Origin of the sequence: Rickettsia endosymbiont of Lasioglossum villosulum (assembly GCF_964026455.1) — a bacterium.
Classification (GTDB): Bacteria; Pseudomonadota; Alphaproteobacteria; order Rickettsiales; family Rickettsiaceae; genus Rickettsia.
Genome location: NZ_OZ032152.1, coordinates 1,043,882 through 1,060,796 on the forward strand (window position 1 = coordinate 1,043,882; position 16,915 = coordinate 1,060,796).

A 16,915-nucleotide genomic window follows, 5' to 3' on the forward strand; every position below is an offset into this window, starting at 1 on the left:
ATTTATTATTTATAATTGAGATGCAAAGAAATAATGCAACATTATTTACTGCTCCTATATTCCTTGAGCTTGTTGCACAAGATAGCAAATATCTAAAAACAGATTTTTTTCCTATGGCTACTCATACAGCAGTCTCACAAGCAAGAGGTATAGCGTATTCTTATCCTCTTGAACTTCCAAACAGTTATTTTATGGATTATGACACATATAATGTAACTCAAGGGAACTTATTACTTAGACAAGAAGGGCATGTTTTCGTTGAATGGCTCCAGAAAGTTATGGGTAATGATAAATTAAATAATATTACTCAAATATTTAATCTAATATATACAAAAAAAGTTCTTCAAGAGAAAGAAATAGATTCAATAAAGCTACAAGAAATACAAGCATTCTTAGGTTCTATAGGGAAGCTAAAAAATTATCCTGCTAATTTAATAAAAGTATTAGAGGAAAATCTACATAATTTAATTCCTCATTTTGGCAGTCGACCAGAACAATATTTACTATTATTTAAAGAAGCACTATTAAAAAAAACCATATTTTCAAAGAAAGTTAAAGATTTGATAGAAAATACATTTTTTGAATTCCAAAAAATATTACCTAAGCTTGACTCTTTTTTAGTCAAAGTCCAAGCAGATTTAAAAAAGGATATCAAGAAAATTATCCCTGAGATTTTACAAATTTTATGTGCGAAGATAAAAGAATGGTACAATATTGATGCACCTGAATATATCACAAATGTAAAAACAGTAGAAGAACTTAAAAATAAAGAAGTATTAAAAGATATTACAGCCAAAATAAATAACTCTAATTCTATATTTTCTCAATCCGGAGATAAATTAAAATTTTCAATACCTCCTATTAAAAGAAAACTAGTTAGTACTGAAAATATTAATAACAAACTTTTAAAAACTCATAATGAAGAAAATTATGATTCAAGTTTAGATGATGCAATAAAAGAATATTATAAGATAATGGGGGAAGATAGCAGCTCTATATCCTTGTAAAACTACTATTAATATTATAATTTTTTTCTGGTCCTAGGACTTGGTAATTAAGAATAAAGAAATCAGGATTTAGAAATATATAGGTAGCATTATAGTGGTCTTTACCGCATAAATGTCTACCTACAGCCTTTATACTCTTCTGCTCTGAAGAATTGGCTCTGCAAAACTTCGGGGAACTTACATGCTTGCCTATTAAGCATGGGCTATGTGTGCTTATCCCTTGTTTTACATTCCAGTTCTTCAAATCATTTGAGTATATATTATTGATGAAATCTAACTGATAAAACAAGCTATTCTCTGGAGTAGTAAAATATTTGATGATATTATTATTTTCCAGAATATATTTATATTCTTTTACTGCAAATATTTGATTATCACAGCCATAATAATTAAAGCTCAGCTCTTCCTTATATAGTAATTCGTTAGGATTAATTTCTAAAAAATACGCCCACCCTTCCCCATAACCATAATTCTCTATGGTTCTTTTAATATCGTACTTCCCAGAAAGTTTTGCAAAGATTTTATTTTTTCCAAAATTCTTCATGAGTAATGCAGTCTTCTAACGGTTCTTTACTAGCTTTAAGAATTTTCTCAACTAATCCAGGCACAGAATAAATAGCTAGAGTTTCTTGCAACCCTTCATATTCTTCTTCTGATATAATCACCGCATTATTATATTTGCCTTTAATAGAGTCTTAATATTACTTCATGAGATTGCCACGTCAAGACTTTGTCTCTCCTCGCAATGACACATAAGCTAATTCTGCAAGATTTTCATCATTAGGTTAATTTCTTCGCGTAATTCTAAGTCACTTTCTAGTAGCTCTTCTACTTTTTTGATGGCATGCATAACTGTTGTGTGGTCTTTTTTACCGAATTTTTTACCTATATCGACTAGACTTTTAGGGGTAAGGATTTTACTTAAATACATAGCTATCTGACGCGGTCTTGCAATAGCACGCATTCTTCTTGGCGATGACATATCAGATAATTTAATATTGTAACGATTAGCTACTTTTTTCTGAATATCTTCAACTGTAATTATCCTTTCATTAGAACGGAGCAAATCTCTTAAAATATTTTGTGTATTTTCGAGTGTTATTTCTTTTGCAGTAAAGTTAGAGTAGGCAATAACCTTATTTAACGCTCCCTCAAGCTCTCTTACATTTGAAACAATCTTAGAAGCTAAAAAATCAATTACATCTTTTGGAACTTTAACGTTCATCTGCTCAATTTTAGACTCTAAAATACCAAGACGTAACTCATAAGTAGTGCTATGAACGTCTGCCACTAAACCCCACCCTAAACGGGATTTAATTCGGTCTTCAATATCATCTAAATCGGAAGGCGACCTATCGCAAGAAATAACCATCTGACGGTTATTATCAATCAGCGTATTGAACGTATGGAAGAACTCTTCCTGCGTACTATCTTTACCACAAATAAATTGAATATCATCAATCATTAATACATCAACTGAGCGAAATTTCTCTTTAAAAGACATTACTTCTTTGTTACGCAAAGCCTTAACAAATTGGTACATAAATTTTTCTGCCGACATGTATATAACCTTACGGCTTGGATTATTCTGTTTTATGTACCAACCAATTGCATGCATTAAATGGGTTTTACCAAGCCCTACCCCACCATATAGGAAAAGAGGGTTAGATTCGGAAACTGCACTTGAAGATTCAGCTACTGCTCTTGCAGCAGCATAAGCAAGCTCATTTGGAGCACCAACAACAAAATTATCGAAAGTAAAACGTATATCAAGTGTTGAGAAAATATTTTCTGAATTAAGCTCGCTACTACCAATATCGGCAAAAGTTTTAGTAGGCAACTCAAGAGTTGCTTGATTAGATGCCGGCAATTCTTTAGTAATTATTTCTACTGTTTTAATAGCATTATTATAATGCTGAAATAATTGCAATATAACGACAGAATATTTAGATTTTATCCAATCTCTAATAAAATTAGTAGGAGCACAAAGGATAACAGTATTTAGTGAAGATTCTATAAAATTGACCTTACTAAACCAGCTATTATATAAAGCCTCACCGTAATAGTTATAAAGGTCTTGGGTTACGTTACTCCAGACATTTACACTATTATCATTTTGATTTGTTAAAATTATTTGATTAGTATTCACTTAAAACTGCCACGGTAAGTTATTTTGTTTCCAGCCTTTATTTTGAAGATTTCCTTCGAAACCATCAATAATATTATAACAATTTTTATAACCTATATTAGCCATAAAATTTGCTGCCATTAATGATCTATGCCCTGATCTGCATAAAAAAAATATAATGTTAGACATTTTATCATCAATAATAGATAAAAATCTATCTTCAAAATCTCTATTCAGCTCCATAAAAGGTGATAGCTGCCAGCTTAAAAAGATTACATTATTTTTATTACTCAAACTCGGAACACCCACATGTTTCCATTCTTCTTCTGTTCTAACATCAACAAGAAAAGTATTATTATTTGAAACCAGCATATTATAAGCTTCTTTAGAACAGATATTTTGAACTAACATATTTTGCCTATATATTGCTGTTATATATAATAAAAATGTTTAAACTATTGGATTTTATTCATGCGAAGATGAATTTATTAAGATAGTATAGCTTTCGTAAAACCTTAAATATTTTTAAAATATTCTTGGTCTCTGATAGTTTTAATAATATTATCATAAAAAAATTTTGCAAGATTTTATAACATGAATAAATTAAATAAAAACTCTTTACAAAAGAAACTTTTTTATCGTAGTAAAAATCGTGGCTGCAAAGAAATGGATTATATATTAGACAATTTTGCTAGTCTTTATCTACCTTTCATGGCGGAAGAAAAACTTTTAAGCTATACTTTAATACTTGATCAAAATGACAATGATCTTTATAATTGGATTACTAATAAATCTTCCGTTCCTTCTAATTTAGATGCCGAAATAATGGAGCAATTACGCAAAATAATAAAAATATAATTTCCCATCATACATGTTACAACAAAAATTTCCACAAGCTGCTAAATCTTTCTTCACAATTGATAGCTTTATAAAGAATTCTAAGCAAGATTTCATTTTAGTTACAAGTAATGAAGAAGAGGCGTTGCAATTATACAAGCAGGCTTTATTTTTTTTACCGAGCGAAAATATATATTATTTTCCGAGCTATGATACAATTCCTTATGACCATACGTCACCAAATTGCAATATACTATCTAAGCGAGCCGAAACATTAACCAAACTTACGACCAATAAAGGAAATAAATTAGTCATTACTCAAGCAACGAATTTATTGAATAAATTACCGCCTAGAGAATTCTTTGCTAAATATTATCTAAAATTATTTCCTAAAATGAAGCTGAGTGCAAATGAGTTAAGTAAGTTTTTGGTAGAAAATAGCTTTACGAGGAATGCAAGCACTGTTGATGTTGGAGAATTTGCAGTTAGAGGCGAGATTGTTGACTTAATATTACCTGAATCTAAAGGCTATAGAATTAATTTTAGCTGGGATTATGTCGAGTAAACAATTTGATATTGATACCCAAATCTCAACTAAATCTTGTAATGAACTAATTATTAGTCCAGCAAATGAGATAGTTTTAAATTCTGAAACAATCAGTAATTTTAAAGATAATTACCTGCGTAATTTTGGAGTTAACCATACCTATGAAGCAATAACCGGCGGAAGAAAGTTCTCAGGTTATGAGCAGTTACTACCTTTATTTTATGATGACTATTCCGGTTTAATAGATTATCTTAATAAGCCGGTCATTATCTTTGATAATCTAACAAAGCAGGCTATTTTAGAATTTGAGCATAGCTATAATGATTTTTACAAAGCAAGGCTAGATGCCAATAAGCTTAAATTTAACAGCTTTTACCCTACTCTTTCACCCTCCCAGCTATATTTTACTTCTCTTGAAGCTATAGAATTACTTGAGCAGGAAAATAATATCCTAATTAGTTATGAAAATTCCGAACAGGCTAGCATAGTTGAAAATATAGCAGCTGCAAGCTTTGTAGAAAAGAAAACTGTTTTTGATAAGCTGTTTGAAGTTATCAAAGCTAATTCTCGTAAGAAAATTATTATAGGCTCAAGCGTTTTAAGTAGCTTTGAAAGAGTTAAAAGTATAATCGGAAATTATGAATATAATTATAATCAAGTAGAGTATTTGGAAGAAGCAAATCTTGGTGCAATAAATATTGCCATATTACCCTTAAATCAAAGCTTTTCTACTCCTGAATATTTATTTATTGCAGCTAGCGAGCTATTAGAAGAAAAAGTTATCACTACAAACACTAATAAGAAACTCAAAAATATTTTACTTGAGCTTGATCATTTAGCCGAGGGAGAACTAATAGTCCATAAAGATCATGGTATAGGGCAGTTCTTAAAGCTTGAAGCTTTAGAAATTAAAGGCAAGCTTCATGATTTCTTAAAGATTCTCTATGCCGGTAATGATAAGCTATATATACCCGTTGAAAATATTGAGGTAATAAAGAAATATGGCAGTGATGTTGCCCAGCTTGATAAGCTCAGAAGCGTCTCATGGCAAAAAAATAAAGCTAAGCTTAAAAACCGTATTAAGGAAATTGCCTTGCATTTAATGCAAATAGCTGCCAAGAGAAAACTTAATACCACTGCTGCTATTGAATTTGACCTTGAAGAATATGATAAATTTTGTGCTAAATTTCCTTTTACCGAAACTGAAGATCAATTAAATGCAATAAATGATATTAGAGAAGATTTAAGCAATGGCATGCTAATGGATAGGCTAATATGCGGAGATGTTGGCTTTGGTAAAACTGAAGTAGCAATGCGTGCTGCCTTTATGGTTGCTAAATCCCTAAACGAAAATTCACCGCAAGTGGCGGTTGTCGTACCAACTACTATTCTATGCAGCCAACATTTTGCAAGATTTACCGAAAGATTTAAAGATTTTGGCTTAAATATCAAGCAATTATCTAGTGTTGTTAGCTCCAAAGAAGCAAAGATTGTAAGATCGGAACTTGAAAGCGGTAAGATAAATATAATAATAGGTACGCATTCTTTACTACATAAAGTTACTAAATTTTGTAACCTTAAACTATTAATTATAGATGAAGAACAGCATTTCGGCGTTGGCCAAAAGGAATTCCTTAAATCGCTAAAATCTTCTACCCATGTGCTTGCAATGTCTGCGACTCCAATACCTCGCACCTTACAAATGTCGATGACCGGCTTAAAAGAGCTAAGCATTATCGCAACACCTCCGCTAAATAGGCTGGAAATCCGCACCTCTGTTATGCCGTTTGATCCTGTTATTATCAGGGATGCATTACTGCGTGAGCATTTTAGGGGCGGTAAAAGCTTTTTTGTCGTTCCAAGAATTAATGATATAGAAGATATCGAAAAGCAGTTAAAGCAAATAGTCCCTGAATTAAGCTATAAAGTAGCACATGGTAAAATGTCACCGAATAAAATTGATGAGATTATGAGCGAATTTTATGCCAGCAAATTCGATATATTAATCTCAACAACTATAATAGAGTCAGGAATTGACATACAAGACGCTAATACTATGATTATCCATAAAGCCGATATGCTGGGCTTGAGTCAATTATATCAGTTACGGGGTAGAATTGGACGAGGTAAGATGCGAGGTTATGCCTACTTAACGCTGCCAAGTCATAAGAAAATGATGCCACATAGCTTAAGACGTTTAGAGATAATCCAGAATAGCGTGCTCTCGGTTCAGGCTTTACTATCGCAAGTCATGATATGGATTTACGAGGTTTTGGTAATTTAATCGGTGAAGAGCAATCAGGACAAATTAGAGAAGTTGGAACAGAGCTTTACCAAGAAATGCTGGAAGAACAGATAGCTATTTTTAAAGATGAGCCAATAAGCGGTGAACAGCCTTTCATCCCGACTATTAATTTAGGTTTATCGGTCTTTATTCCTGATAATTATGTATCGGATTCAGTTCTAAAGCTTGGTTTATATAGAAGAATAGGTAATCTAAACGATGATTTAGAAGTAGAAAAATTTAAAGACGAAATGATAGATAGATTTGGCAGCCTGCCAACTGAATTTAATAATTTACTTGATATTGTTAAAATAAAATTATTATGCTTTAAGTTGAACATTGAAAATCTAGATTCAGGCGATAACGGTTTTGTAATTAAATTTTATAAAAACGCTGATATGGCTGATAAGATTCTAAAATTCGTCAGTACCTATACTGCTAACGCAAAAATTAAACCTGATAATAAATTAGTATTTATCAAGAAATTAGTAGGTAAGAATATAATTGCTGAGGCGAATCAGTTGTTGTGGAATTTATCGGAGGTTTAAACTGTTTTCTATAACTTGAAAGATAGAAGACAAAAAACTGCCTTCTATCTTATTTTTACTTTTTTTATAAAATTAGTAATGAAAAAGCAGTAAAACTATATTATTATTATTTACTTACGGCATAATTTCATAATCTGGTGTTCCAGTTTGATTTATACCTGTTAATGGTATTTCATCATTCTGCACTACTATGTTTGTTACAGCATATGGTGTTATTAGTGTTGGCTCACAATTACCGGCATAATTTTGTTCCTTGGTTACTAATAAAGTAGTATAATCTTGTTGTAACTCTAAATTTTCACCTTTAAGCTGAGAATTTATATTTTTATAATCCTTAATTACATTTTTCTGCTTTTGGTATTTCCCTACAAAATATCCTAACATTCCCCCTATTGTTATACCGGCTATTCCTATTCCGGTAGCAATTAAAATGTTTCCTGGAGTTAGACAATTACTTTCATTATTATCAAAATAACTCATGGTTGAAAAATTTTCCGTTGTTGTCGGTAATTCAGTAGTAATAGTTGTGGTGGTAGGAATTTGAGAAATAGCCCATTGCTGCAGAGCGTTTGTTACCGATTCAATTGAACAATCTTCAAGCCCTAAAAACTCAACTACATCATTTAAAGTTAGCGTACTATATGATTCACTGTTATCGGCAATATTATATTCTTTACCAAAAATATTTGTTGTGCCATTTAATATTTCTTTAGGCTCTAATAATAAATTTTCATCCATCATACCTACAATTGTAGCAGGATTTTCACAAGGTTTAACTGAAGGATGATTATTTAAAAATTTATAAGTATAATCTATAACGCATTTAGTAGTTTTCATAATTATCCCATCTTGATGCTCAGAATTATAAAATGATGAAAAAGTTTCATTGGCTAAACTATGTGTCCCTACTACTAAATCGTTGATTTTTGTTAAAATTGTTTTGGAAAATAAAGGAACAAGGCATTTAAAATTCATTCGTTAACTCTTTTTTTATATTAATTAAATTCATAATAATTAAGCTAATTTTTGCAAACTTAATTATCATGAAGTATGGTTATATAAATTAAGGTTAAGTGATTGTCAATAAAAATTAAGAGATAACACGATTGATTAATACATTATAGTTAATATTTTTTAACTATAAAAAAATGAATCAAAAAAAGTACAACATATTTTTTAGTTGTTATATAATGAAGCCAAAATTTAGTTCAAAGTATTTATTTATGGAACATATAACATTAAAACAACTTCATTTTTTATTTGAAAAGCATAACGTAAAAGGTTTATCAAATAATTCTAAAACTATTAAGGCAAATGATGCCTTTTTTACCATTAAAAATGGTAATGATTTTATTGCAGATGCTTTAGATAAAGGGGCAGCATTAGTTATTACTGATGATAAAAAAAATACTACAAATAAAGTAATCTTTGTAGAAGCCATTAAAGAAACTTTATATGAAGCTATAGAACTCTTCTATCCTAAAAAACCTAAGACTATGATAGCCGTAACTGGTACTAACGGCAAAAGCTCGGTAGTATCATATATAGCTCAAATATATTCGTTACTTGGACAAAAAGCAGCATCTATAGGCACAATAGGCGTAGAAGTTTTTGGCATCGATAATTTTAATGAATCTATAGGCGGGCTAACTACAACTGACTATTTAAGCTTTCGAAAAATCGCTCATAAGCTAGCTGAAAATGGGATAGATTATTTAGCATTTGAAGCTTCAAGCCATGGCTTAGATCAACAAAGGCTTGGTGATTTAAAGGTAAATATTGCATGTTTCACCAGTTTCAGCCAAGACCACCTTGACTATCATCACACAAAAGAAAATTATTTGCTTGCTAAATTAAAGTTATTTACCGATCATTTATCAGAAGATAGCATTGCAATATTAAATTCTGATATAGAAGAAATAGAGTTTATTAAAGACTATTTAGATAAGCATAAGATAAAATATTTATGCGTTGGGAAAAAAGTTTCTAAGAAAGATAACATAAAAATTACTGAACTTACTCATTCTTTATATAATCAAATTATTTTCTTTGATTATAAGGAGTCAAATTATGCTTTTAATACAACTATAATAGGCAGCTTTCAGGCTAGTAATTTATTAATAGCTGGACTTAGTGTTTATTATACCAGTTTTGATTTTAGTAAAGTTATAAGTGCTTTAACTAAAGTTAAAGCCGTAAAAGGACGAATGGAACGAATAGAAGATGCTAATATATTCATTGATTATGCCCACACTCCCGATGCTCTTGAAAAAGCTTTAACTGAGCTAAAAAATATTAAAGTGCGAGGTAGTAAATTAAGTGTAATTTTTGGCTGTGGCGGTAATCGTGATACTACCAAAAGAAAGATTATGGGAAAAATAGCAGCCTCAATAGCAGATAATGTTATTGTGACCGATGACAACCCACGCCATGAAGACCCAAAAGCTATCAGACAAGAAATTATTAGCGGGATAGCAACAACAAACTACATAGAAATAGCTGACAGAAAAGAAGCTATTAAATACGGGATAAATAATTTAAAAGAAGATAATATTTTACTAATCGCCGGCAAAGGACATGAAAATTATCAAATTATAGGTGATGAGAAGATAGAGTTTGATGACGCCGAGGTGGCAGGAAAACTAATGTCATTGCGAGGAGATGCATAGCATCGACGTGGCAATCTCATAAATCAGATAAGACTCCTGAGATTGCTTCGTCGCTATACTCCTCGCAAGGCATTGTTGCGTGGATCAAGAGTCGTCATTGCGAGCGAATGAAATGAGCGTGGCAATCCAGAAAAAATAATAAAAAATACTATAAATTAGCATTTTTTAGCTGGATTGCTTCGTCAATTACTTCGTAATTTCCTCGCAATGACGGAAAAACCGATCCACGCAACAATGCCTTATCGCAATGACGATAAACACGCACAACAACAAAAACACATGATTTGGAATTCTAAAACTTTAAGCGATGCCTTAAGAGCATCAATATCGCAATCTATTATCGCTAACGAAATACAATTTAACTCTAAAGATGTTAAAAAAGGTGATTTATTTATAGCACTTCAAGGCAATAAAGATGGTCACGATTATGTTCAGGATGCCATTAATCAAGGAGCATCCGCAGTAATAGTTAGTAAGCAAGTAGATATATCTGACCCAAGTAAGATTATCCTAGTAGACAATTGCCTAAAAGCCCTAGAGCAGCTGGCTTTGTATAAAAGAAAAAATTCAAACGCCAAATTTATTGCTATAACCGGTAGTGTTGGTAAAACTTCAACTAAAGAAGCATTAAAGACTTTATTAGAACACAACGCACTAACTTTTGCCAGCCGAGGTAATTTCAATAATCATTTAGGGTTACTTATCAATCTTGCTTCGATGCCGGATAATACAGAATTTGCTATTTTTGAACTCGGTATGAACCATAAAGGTGAGATACGGGAGCTAGTTCAAATATTAAAACCAAATATTGCTATGATCACTAATATTTCAGAAGCACATTTGGAGTTTTTTAACTCACTTGAAGATATTGCTGAAGCTAAATGCGAAATTTTTGAGAGCTTTGACAAAGATGAAATTGCCGTTATTAATTCAGGTACTAATTGTTATGATAAAATCTTATCTATATTAAAAAAATTATCTATAGAAAATATACACAATTTTGGTAAATCATCCTCAGCTGAGTTAATTTTATATGAGGTTTTAGGTGAGCAAGTTCATTTAAAATATAAGATATATGACGCGATTATAGAGACTACTATACCCTTTATACCTAAGCACTTTGCTGAAAATTATGCTGGTGTATTATTGATTATATTTTTGCTTAATCAAGATTTAAATAAAGCTGTTAGCTATTTAGGTGATATTCGGTTAACAAAAGGCAGAGGCAAAATTATTAACATAGGAAATAGCAGCATTATTTGTGATTATTATAATGCAAGCCCTACGTCAATGAAGGCTGCCTTAGAATATTTAAAGCAAATGCCTGCCACAAATAAAACCGCTATAATAGGCGAGATGCTGGAGCTTGGGCAGAATTCAGAAAGACTACATAAAGAGCTAGTACCTTATATATTAGATTCAGGCTGTTCTAAGATTTTTTTGGTAGGTGCAAATACTAAATATATTTATGATTCATTACCTGAAAAAATAACTAAAGCATATTTTGAAAACGTTGATGAATTAATTACATCTACAAATGATTTATTCAAAAATGATGAGCTTATTTTGATAAAAGGTTCTAGAGGAATAAAACTTGACAAGATTATTGATTATTACACTAAAGTAAATTAAACTAACTTATACTTTTAAATTTAAACTAAAATATGTTATACAACCTCTTACTACCTTACATTCATAATTCACATATAGCTAACTTATTTCATTATATAACTTTTCGTAGCGGGCTTGCCGTTCTAGTTACTCTTAGTCTTAGTTTTCTTATCGGTCCAAGGCTAATAAAGTTTTTACAAGCTCTTCAAAAATATGGTCAACCGATACGTTTAGATGGTCCTGAATCACATCAAGCAAAAGCCGGCACTCCTACTATGGGCGGTATTATGATTATATTATCCAGCTGTTTTTCTACCTTATTGCTTGCCGATTTAACCAATAAATATATTTGGATTACATTATTTGGTTTTATTAGCTTCGGTATTATCGGTTTTCTTGATGATTATGCAAAAGTAACTAAAAATAACCATTATGGCGTAAAGGGAAAAAGTAAACTCTTACTTCAAGGTATCATTAGCTTAATAGTATGTATTTTACTAGAATATACAATTGATAGCCCTAGTCATATGCTTAACGTGCCATTTTTTAAAAGTTTAAGTATGGACCTTGGTTATTTATATATATTCTTTGCCATATTCGTTATAGTCGGTGCTTCTAATGCTGTTAACCTCACTGATGGACTTGATGGACTCGCAACAGTTCCTATTGCCTTAACTGCCGGTTCTTTTGCTTTAATAAGCTACCTAGTCGGAAATTTAATTTACTCAAATTATCTACAACTAACTTACCTACCAAATACTGGAGAATTAACGATTTTTTGTGCAAGTATAGTAGGTAGCTGTCTTGGATTTTTATGGTTTAACGCACAACCAGCTGAAGTTTTTATGGGCGATACTGGCAGCTTAAGCCTTGGCGGTGTACTTGGAATTATCAGCGTTATTACTAAACATGAAATAGTTTTAGGCATTGTTGGCGGATTATTTGTTATTGAAACAATATCGGTGATTATGCAGGTATATTACTTTAAAGCTACCAAAGGAAAGCGAATATTTAAAATGGCACCATTGCATCATCATTTTGAAAAAAGCGGCTGGGCAGAATCAAAAGTCGTAATAAGATTCTGGATTATCTCTCTCATATTTGTCCTTATTGGATTATCATCTCTTAAATTACGTTAATACTTATGCCGCTAATGTATTAAAAAATATTAATTTTTATTTGATTTCAAGGTTTAAACTCATTATAATGTCTCATTAAATTATAATGAGTTTATATGGCAAAGATAACTGAGCTTGATCATCACTTAAATCAAGAAAAAGAAGCATTAGATAAAGTACTAAGTAACCTAAATGAGCTATGCGAACATAATCAAAAGTTACAAGGCTTTATTGAAATACAGAAAGAAGTTAAAGAACTAAAAAAAGAGCATATTAAATCTCTTTCTTGGTTTAAAAAACTTATAAATACAGTCTCTAATATAAAATATGTTTTTGTAAAAAGTGAGGAACAATTAGCTAAAGACGCTATAGAACAAAACAATAAATTATTAAAGCGTATAGACAATACTATATTATCTATAGCAGATAAGTCCGGTCCTTTAAAACAAGAGTTACAAAAAGAACTTAGAAAGAATTTTGAGAATTTAGCAAAAAAGGACTTATCTAAAGATCAACGTGAAAGGCTTAGCAATTTATTCAATAATGAATATGCAGCTAACCCACAAAAATTTGCTCAATTACCTATGTCTAAACCTTTGCATTTCCCTAATGCAGAAGAATTAGAAAATCAGCATAACGATTTAAAAGTCATCCAGCAAAATTTCCTAAATTTATTGACTGAAAATTCTAATATTGAAGAACTCAAAAAAATACAAAAACAAGTTGCTGAAATTAGAGAGGAGGTACCTTTTACTAAACTTGAAAAATTAAATAATTTCTGGCAAAAAATCAAAAATATTTTTGTCAATAATAGTGAGCAAGTTTTAGCAAAAAATAAAGAAAACAATACTAAAACTATTATAAATATAGAAGAAAAATTACATAAAGCTAATAATAAGTTTTTTGAACTAGTTAGTAATAAAAAGCAAGATATTGAAAATATAATTTCAAAATTACCAGATAGTAAAAGATTAGAGGATATAAGAGAAAATCTTCAAAAGCATATAAACGTAAAAGATACGAATAATATAACTGAACAAGCGAGTGCTGCTCAATTGCAATCTGCTGAAACTAAACCAACTGCTGTTGTATTGCCTAACAATGCTATATCTACAACACCTCCTGTAACTGAAGAAAAAACTTTTACACCACCGCCTCCACCACCTATGCCTACAGATAATATTCCTACGCCACCCCCTGTGTCAAAAGCAGAAGCTACTGAGCATAAAAATATAGAAACTGCTGCATCTAATGTACCACCGCCTATGCCTACAGGTAATGTTCCGCCACCACCACCTCCTCCCGTTGGTAATAATATCGCTACATCAACACCTCAAAAGGCTAAAGAAACTAACCAGCCTCGCCCAGCAGTAGATACTACAAATTTAATGAAACAAATACAGGGAGGATTTAACCTTAAAAAAGTTGAATATGACGCAGATGGTAAACCTATACCTAAGCTTAACAAAACCATACCTGAAAATAAAGATGGTAATAAAGAAATATCTGATCTTATGAAAGCTACTCTAGATAAAATAAAATCAGCAACAGCATCTAGCGATAGCGAAAGAAGTAATAGTGATAGCGGGACTGATTCAGGATGGGCTAGCGATGTTAGTACTAGAAGTAAAAAAGTTTTAACTAGAAGAGAACAAAACGCTAAACAATCTCAACAAAGGTAGAGCGTTAAAAAACAGGCTTTATCTAGATAATAAAACTAAAGAATAAGTTTCTAGCTTATTCTTTAGTTTTCTTTGTATTTAAAATAAATCAGAATGAGTCCCTGTCCGGTAAAAAATAATAGAATCTTCATCAATTTTATAAATTAATAACCAATCAGCCTCTATATGACATTCTCTTCTACCGATAAAATTGCCAACTAAATTATGATCTTTATATTTTATTGGTAAAGAAACTTTATTGGATAACAACTCTATAATATTTTTTAACTTTTCTAAGTTTTTGCCTCTTTTTTTCATAATTCTTATATCTTTTTCAAAAGGCTTTGTATATATCGGTTCAAGCACAATCTATATACCTAACTTATCAAACATTTCTTTTGTATTTTTTGAAACAGTTAAACCAATTTTATTATCCCCGTCTTCAAAAGCTTTCAAAGTCTCCTTATTTGGAATCTTAACATGCGGTTTGAAAGGCAGTCCGCCGCTATTTATACATTGATTTAAGAATATTCTCATGGCTTCCGACATAGTCATACCCATTTGCTTAAATATTTGCTCAGCTTCTATTTTTGTGTCTTCTGCAATGCGTAATCTGATATCTACGGTATTCATAATACTGCCTATTTTTATTTATTACATCCGCTATTGTAGGACATACAGCGGCTCATGTCAATTTTTTCTTATACAAAATTAAAATATAATAAAACGCAGCAGCAGAGCTAACACTTAAAACTAAGAACAATAAAGCAAAATTACCTATTGTATCACTGTGTAATTTAGAGACTAAAAAAGTTACGGCTGCGATTAGTACATAATATATTGCACCAAATACAGAACCTGCTGTGCCTGTTACCTTAGCATAATCTTCTAAAGCATAACGAAGAGTCATAGGAATCAGTAAATTATGCCCGACCATATGTAGCATCATAGGTGCAAATATCATAATAACCGCTATGTTTTGACCTACCTCTTTATCCTGTAATATTAGAGCATCAATTACGAGCAAGCTACAGCCTATTACACTAAAAATAAGCCCTAAAATCATTACTTTTTGATCATGTACATGACGTTTTTTTATTAAATATCCTCCTAAAAATCCGCCAAAAATACCAGCAAAAGATAACAAGAATGCCAATTTACCGTAAAATGATGGGGCAACTTTCATTTTATCAATGAAAATAAAAGGAGCTTCTATATAAAAACCATAATATATACCGTTAAATGCTCCAATAATAAAAGCATATAACCATAAGCTTTTATCTCTGATAACTACTTTTAAAACTTTAAAATATTTGCTAGTTTGCGAAAAATTTATATAAGGATTCGTTTCAGGTAAAATTTTATAATATAAAATTAATAATACTGTACCTGTAAGACTGAAGAATACAAAAGTGTAATACCAACTTGAATATTCTATAATATACCCCCCCATAGATGAACCCAAAGAAGGGATAAATAAAAGCCATGGAGATAGGCTAGCATAAACATATGATAATTCTGAACCTTGATAAGAATCACGAGCCATAGCCTGCCCGATAACTGAACCAACACTTACGCCGAAAGCCTGCACAAAACGGGCTAACATTAATGTTTCTATGTTAGGTGCAAAAATGCTAATAATGGAAGATATAGCGTAAATACAAAGCCCAAATAAAACAACCGGTCTTCTGCCATAAATATCGGATAATCTGCCAAGCGTTAATATGCCAAGAGCAAAACCTAAATAATATAGGCTAGATGTGATTTGAGTAGTACTACCATCAGTGTTAAAATATTCAGTGATACTTGGTAGCCCTGAAGTATAGATTGTTTCCGTTATGGGTGATAACGTGAATAAGCATAAAAGCATCCATGCTGGAATCTTCGCAATAATTTTCATAAGTGCTATTATATTCTAATATGCTAAATAATTTAAGAAAAATAAACACTTGTAAAAAATTTTCAATATTATTTAAAGTAAATCTTTCTTTTTCTTTTTCAAGCTGTTTTTCGTGCTGTAATTTATCTAGATATTTACTATAAAACTCATTAGTTATATAAGTTAAATCCATATTAAAATTAAGATGAGGAGAGTCTAAAATAATAGTACAGTTACCATCAATAAAAACTGCTGATTTATTACCCACAAAAGGTATATTTTTTTCTTTCAATGTATATTTTTCTGATAACATACCTAACAATTCATTAAAATTGTTTTTATCCATTACTAAAATTACAGCTTGCACTATATTATTATCATTACATATTATTAAAGCACTTGAAACATTTTTAAAATCAATATCTTTAGTATCTATATAATAGTTAGTACCATTCCACTTATTAGCTTCCATCCTTATAACTTTATATTTTTCTTTCACCTCTTCTAAGGTTGTTTTATTTAATTCAAGTCCTATAGGTTTAGGATTAGCGTAGGAAACTATACCAAAAAACATTATAATTAATATGAGTGAAAACTTTGTAAACATAAAATACCTAATCTAAAAA

General features: G+C 30.9%; 15 protein-coding genes and 1 pseudogene. 7 read left to right on the forward strand and 9 right to left on the reverse strand.

Annotated features, from left to right (window positions below):
• Positions 1-20: 20 nt before the first annotated feature.
• A complete protein-coding gene (locus AAGD49_RS05085; protein WP_341788201.1) occupies positions 21-1,007 on the forward strand; it encodes a hypothetical protein in 987 nt (328 codons plus the stop codon).
• Here AAGD49_RS05085 and AAGD49_RS05090 read toward each other — a convergent pair.
• The 4 genes from AAGD49_RS05090 to AAGD49_RS05105 form a co-directional block, all read right to left on the reverse strand.
• Positions 994-1,551, reverse strand: a complete 558-nt coding sequence (locus AAGD49_RS05090) for a DUF6314 family protein (protein ID WP_341788202.1) — start codon at positions 1,549-1,551, stop codon at positions 994-996. The two genes, AAGD49_RS05085 and AAGD49_RS05090, sit on opposite strands and share 14 nt — an antisense overlap.
• Positions 1,529-1,672, reverse strand: coding sequence for a hypothetical protein (locus AAGD49_RS05095; protein ID WP_341788203.1), 144 nt, complete (start codon positions 1,670-1,672; stop codon positions 1,529-1,531). Before AAGD49_RS05095 ends, AAGD49_RS05090 begins: the two co-directional genes overlap by 23 nt.
• A gap of 92 nt (positions 1,673-1,764) precedes the next feature.
• Positions 1,765-3,156, reverse strand: a complete 1,392-nt coding sequence (gene dnaA, locus AAGD49_RS05100) for a chromosomal replication initiator protein DnaA (RefSeq protein WP_341788204.1) — start codon at positions 3,154-3,156, stop codon at positions 1,765-1,767.
• Entirely contained in the window at positions 3,157-3,546 is a 390-nt protein-coding gene (locus tag AAGD49_RS05105) for a rhodanese-like domain-containing protein (RefSeq protein WP_341788205.1), read from the reverse strand. It lies immediately after the preceding gene.
• A 183-nt stretch (positions 3,547-3,729) separates the two neighbouring features.
• Here AAGD49_RS05105 and AAGD49_RS05110 point away from each other — a divergent pair, with 183 nt between their 5' ends.
• Both AAGD49_RS05110 and mfd read left to right on the forward strand, forming a co-directional pair.
• Positions 3,730-3,993 (forward strand): succinate dehydrogenase assembly factor 2, encoded by a 264-nt coding sequence (locus AAGD49_RS05110; RefSeq protein ID WP_341788206.1) that lies wholly within the window; start codon positions 3,730-3,732, stop codon positions 3,991-3,993.
• A 13-nt stretch (positions 3,994-4,006) separates the two neighbouring features.
• Positions 4,007-7,351 (forward strand): annotated as a pseudogene (mfd, locus tag AAGD49_RS05115) (transcription-repair coupling factor).
• A 114-nt stretch (positions 7,352-7,465) separates the two neighbouring features.
• Here mfd and AAGD49_RS05120 read toward each other — a convergent pair.
• Positions 7,466-8,326 (reverse strand): hypothetical protein, encoded by an 861-nt coding sequence (locus AAGD49_RS05120; RefSeq protein ID WP_341788207.1) that lies wholly within the window; start codon positions 8,324-8,326, stop codon positions 7,466-7,468.
• Positions 8,327-8,574: 248 nt separating this feature from the next.
• Between AAGD49_RS05120 and AAGD49_RS05125 the strand changes: the two genes are divergently transcribed.
• The 4 genes from AAGD49_RS05125 (at position 8,575) to AAGD49_RS05140 (ending at position 14,431) form a co-directional block, all read left to right on the forward strand.
• The gene (locus AAGD49_RS05125; RefSeq protein ID WP_341788208.1) at positions 8,575-10,020 is read left to right on the forward strand and encodes a UDP-N-acetylmuramoyl-L-alanyl-D-glutamate--2,6-diaminopimelate ligase; all 1,446 of its coding nucleotides are present in this window, start codon (positions 8,575-8,577) and stop codon (positions 10,018-10,020) included.
• Positions 10,021-10,299: 279 nt separating this feature from the next.
• Entirely contained in the window at positions 10,300-11,652 is a 1,353-nt protein-coding gene (locus AAGD49_RS05130) for a UDP-N-acetylmuramoyl-tripeptide--D-alanyl-D-alanine ligase (protein ID WP_341789232.1), read from the forward strand.
• Positions 11,653-11,684: 32 nt separating this feature from the next.
• Entirely contained in the window at positions 11,685-12,770 is a 1,086-nt protein-coding gene (mraY, locus tag AAGD49_RS05135; protein WP_341788209.1) for a phospho-N-acetylmuramoyl-pentapeptide-transferase, read from the forward strand.
• 95 nt (positions 12,771-12,865) lie between these two features.
• Complete coding sequence (locus AAGD49_RS05140) at positions 12,866-14,431, forward strand: Arp2/3 complex-activating protein rickA (protein ID WP_341788210.1); 1,566 nt, start codon at positions 12,866-12,868, stop codon at positions 14,429-14,431.
• A 78-nt stretch (positions 14,432-14,509) separates the two neighbouring features.
• Here AAGD49_RS05140 and AAGD49_RS05145 read toward each other — a convergent pair whose 3' ends face one another.
• From AAGD49_RS05145 to AAGD49_RS05160, 4 genes are read right to left on the reverse strand one after another with little or no spacing between them, the layout of a single operon-like run.
• Positions 14,510-14,776, reverse strand: coding sequence for a type II toxin-antitoxin system YafQ family toxin (locus AAGD49_RS05145; RefSeq protein ID WP_341788211.1), 267 nt, complete (start codon positions 14,774-14,776; stop codon positions 14,510-14,512).
• 3 nt (positions 14,777-14,779) lie between these two features.
• Positions 14,780-15,043, reverse strand: coding sequence for a type II toxin-antitoxin system RelB/DinJ family antitoxin (locus tag AAGD49_RS05150; RefSeq protein WP_341788212.1), 264 nt, complete (start codon positions 15,041-15,043; stop codon positions 14,780-14,782).
• A 52-nt stretch (positions 15,044-15,095) separates the two neighbouring features.
• Positions 15,096-16,310: a Bcr/CflA family efflux MFS transporter gene (locus tag AAGD49_RS05155; protein WP_341788213.1), complete on the reverse strand. Its 1,215-nt coding sequence runs from the start codon at positions 16,308-16,310 to the stop codon at positions 15,096-15,098.
• Positions 16,207-16,896, reverse strand: coding sequence for a hypothetical protein (locus tag AAGD49_RS05160; RefSeq protein WP_341788214.1), 690 nt, complete (start codon positions 16,894-16,896; stop codon positions 16,207-16,209). The genes AAGD49_RS05155 and AAGD49_RS05160 overlap by 104 nt, the downstream gene beginning before the upstream one ends.
• Between the last annotated feature and the right edge of the window lie 19 nt (positions 16,897-16,915).

What these genes read in the sequence shown, in the direction of transcription:
- AAGD49_RS05160 (WP_341788214.1), bottom strand. Translation starts at nt 16,896, where the DNA reads ATGTTTACAAAGTTTTCACTCATATTAATTATAATGTTTTTTGGTATA.
- mraY (WP_341788209.1), top strand. Translation starts at nt 11,685, where the DNA reads ATGTTATACAACCTCTTACTACCTTACATTCATAATTCACATATAGCT.
- AAGD49_RS05130 (WP_341789232.1), top strand. Translation starts at nt 10,300, where the DNA reads ATGATTTGGAATTCTAAAACTTTAAGCGATGCCTTAAGAGCATCAATA.
- AAGD49_RS05105 (WP_341788205.1), bottom strand. Translation starts at nt 3,546, where the DNA reads ATGTTAGTTCAAAATATCTGTTCTAAAGAAGCTTATAATATGCTGGTT.
- AAGD49_RS05085 (WP_341788201.1), top strand. Translation starts at nt 21, where the DNA reads ATGCAAAGAAATAATGCAACATTATTTACTGCTCCTATATTCCTTGAG.
- AAGD49_RS05120 (WP_341788207.1), bottom strand. Translation starts at nt 8,326, where the DNA reads ATGAATTTTAAATGCCTTGTTCCTTTATTTTCCAAAACAATTTTAACA.
- AAGD49_RS05125 (WP_341788208.1), top strand. Translation starts at nt 8,575, where the DNA reads ATGGAACATATAACATTAAAACAACTTCATTTTTTATTTGAAAAGCAT.
- AAGD49_RS05155 (WP_341788213.1), bottom strand. Translation starts at nt 16,310, where the DNA reads ATGAAAATTATTGCGAAGATTCCAGCATGGATGCTTTTATGCTTATTC.
- AAGD49_RS05140 (WP_341788210.1), top strand. Translation starts at nt 12,866, where the DNA reads ATGGCAAAGATAACTGAGCTTGATCATCACTTAAATCAAGAAAAAGAA.
- AAGD49_RS05090 (WP_341788202.1), bottom strand. Translation starts at nt 1,551, where the DNA reads ATGAAGAATTTTGGAAAAAATAAAATCTTTGCAAAACTTTCTGGGAAG.
- AAGD49_RS05150 (WP_341788212.1), bottom strand. Translation starts at nt 15,043, where the DNA reads ATGAATACCGTAGATATCAGATTACGCATTGCAGAAGACACAAAAATA.
- AAGD49_RS05110 (WP_341788206.1), top strand. Translation starts at nt 3,730, where the DNA reads ATGAATAAATTAAATAAAAACTCTTTACAAAAGAAACTTTTTTATCGT.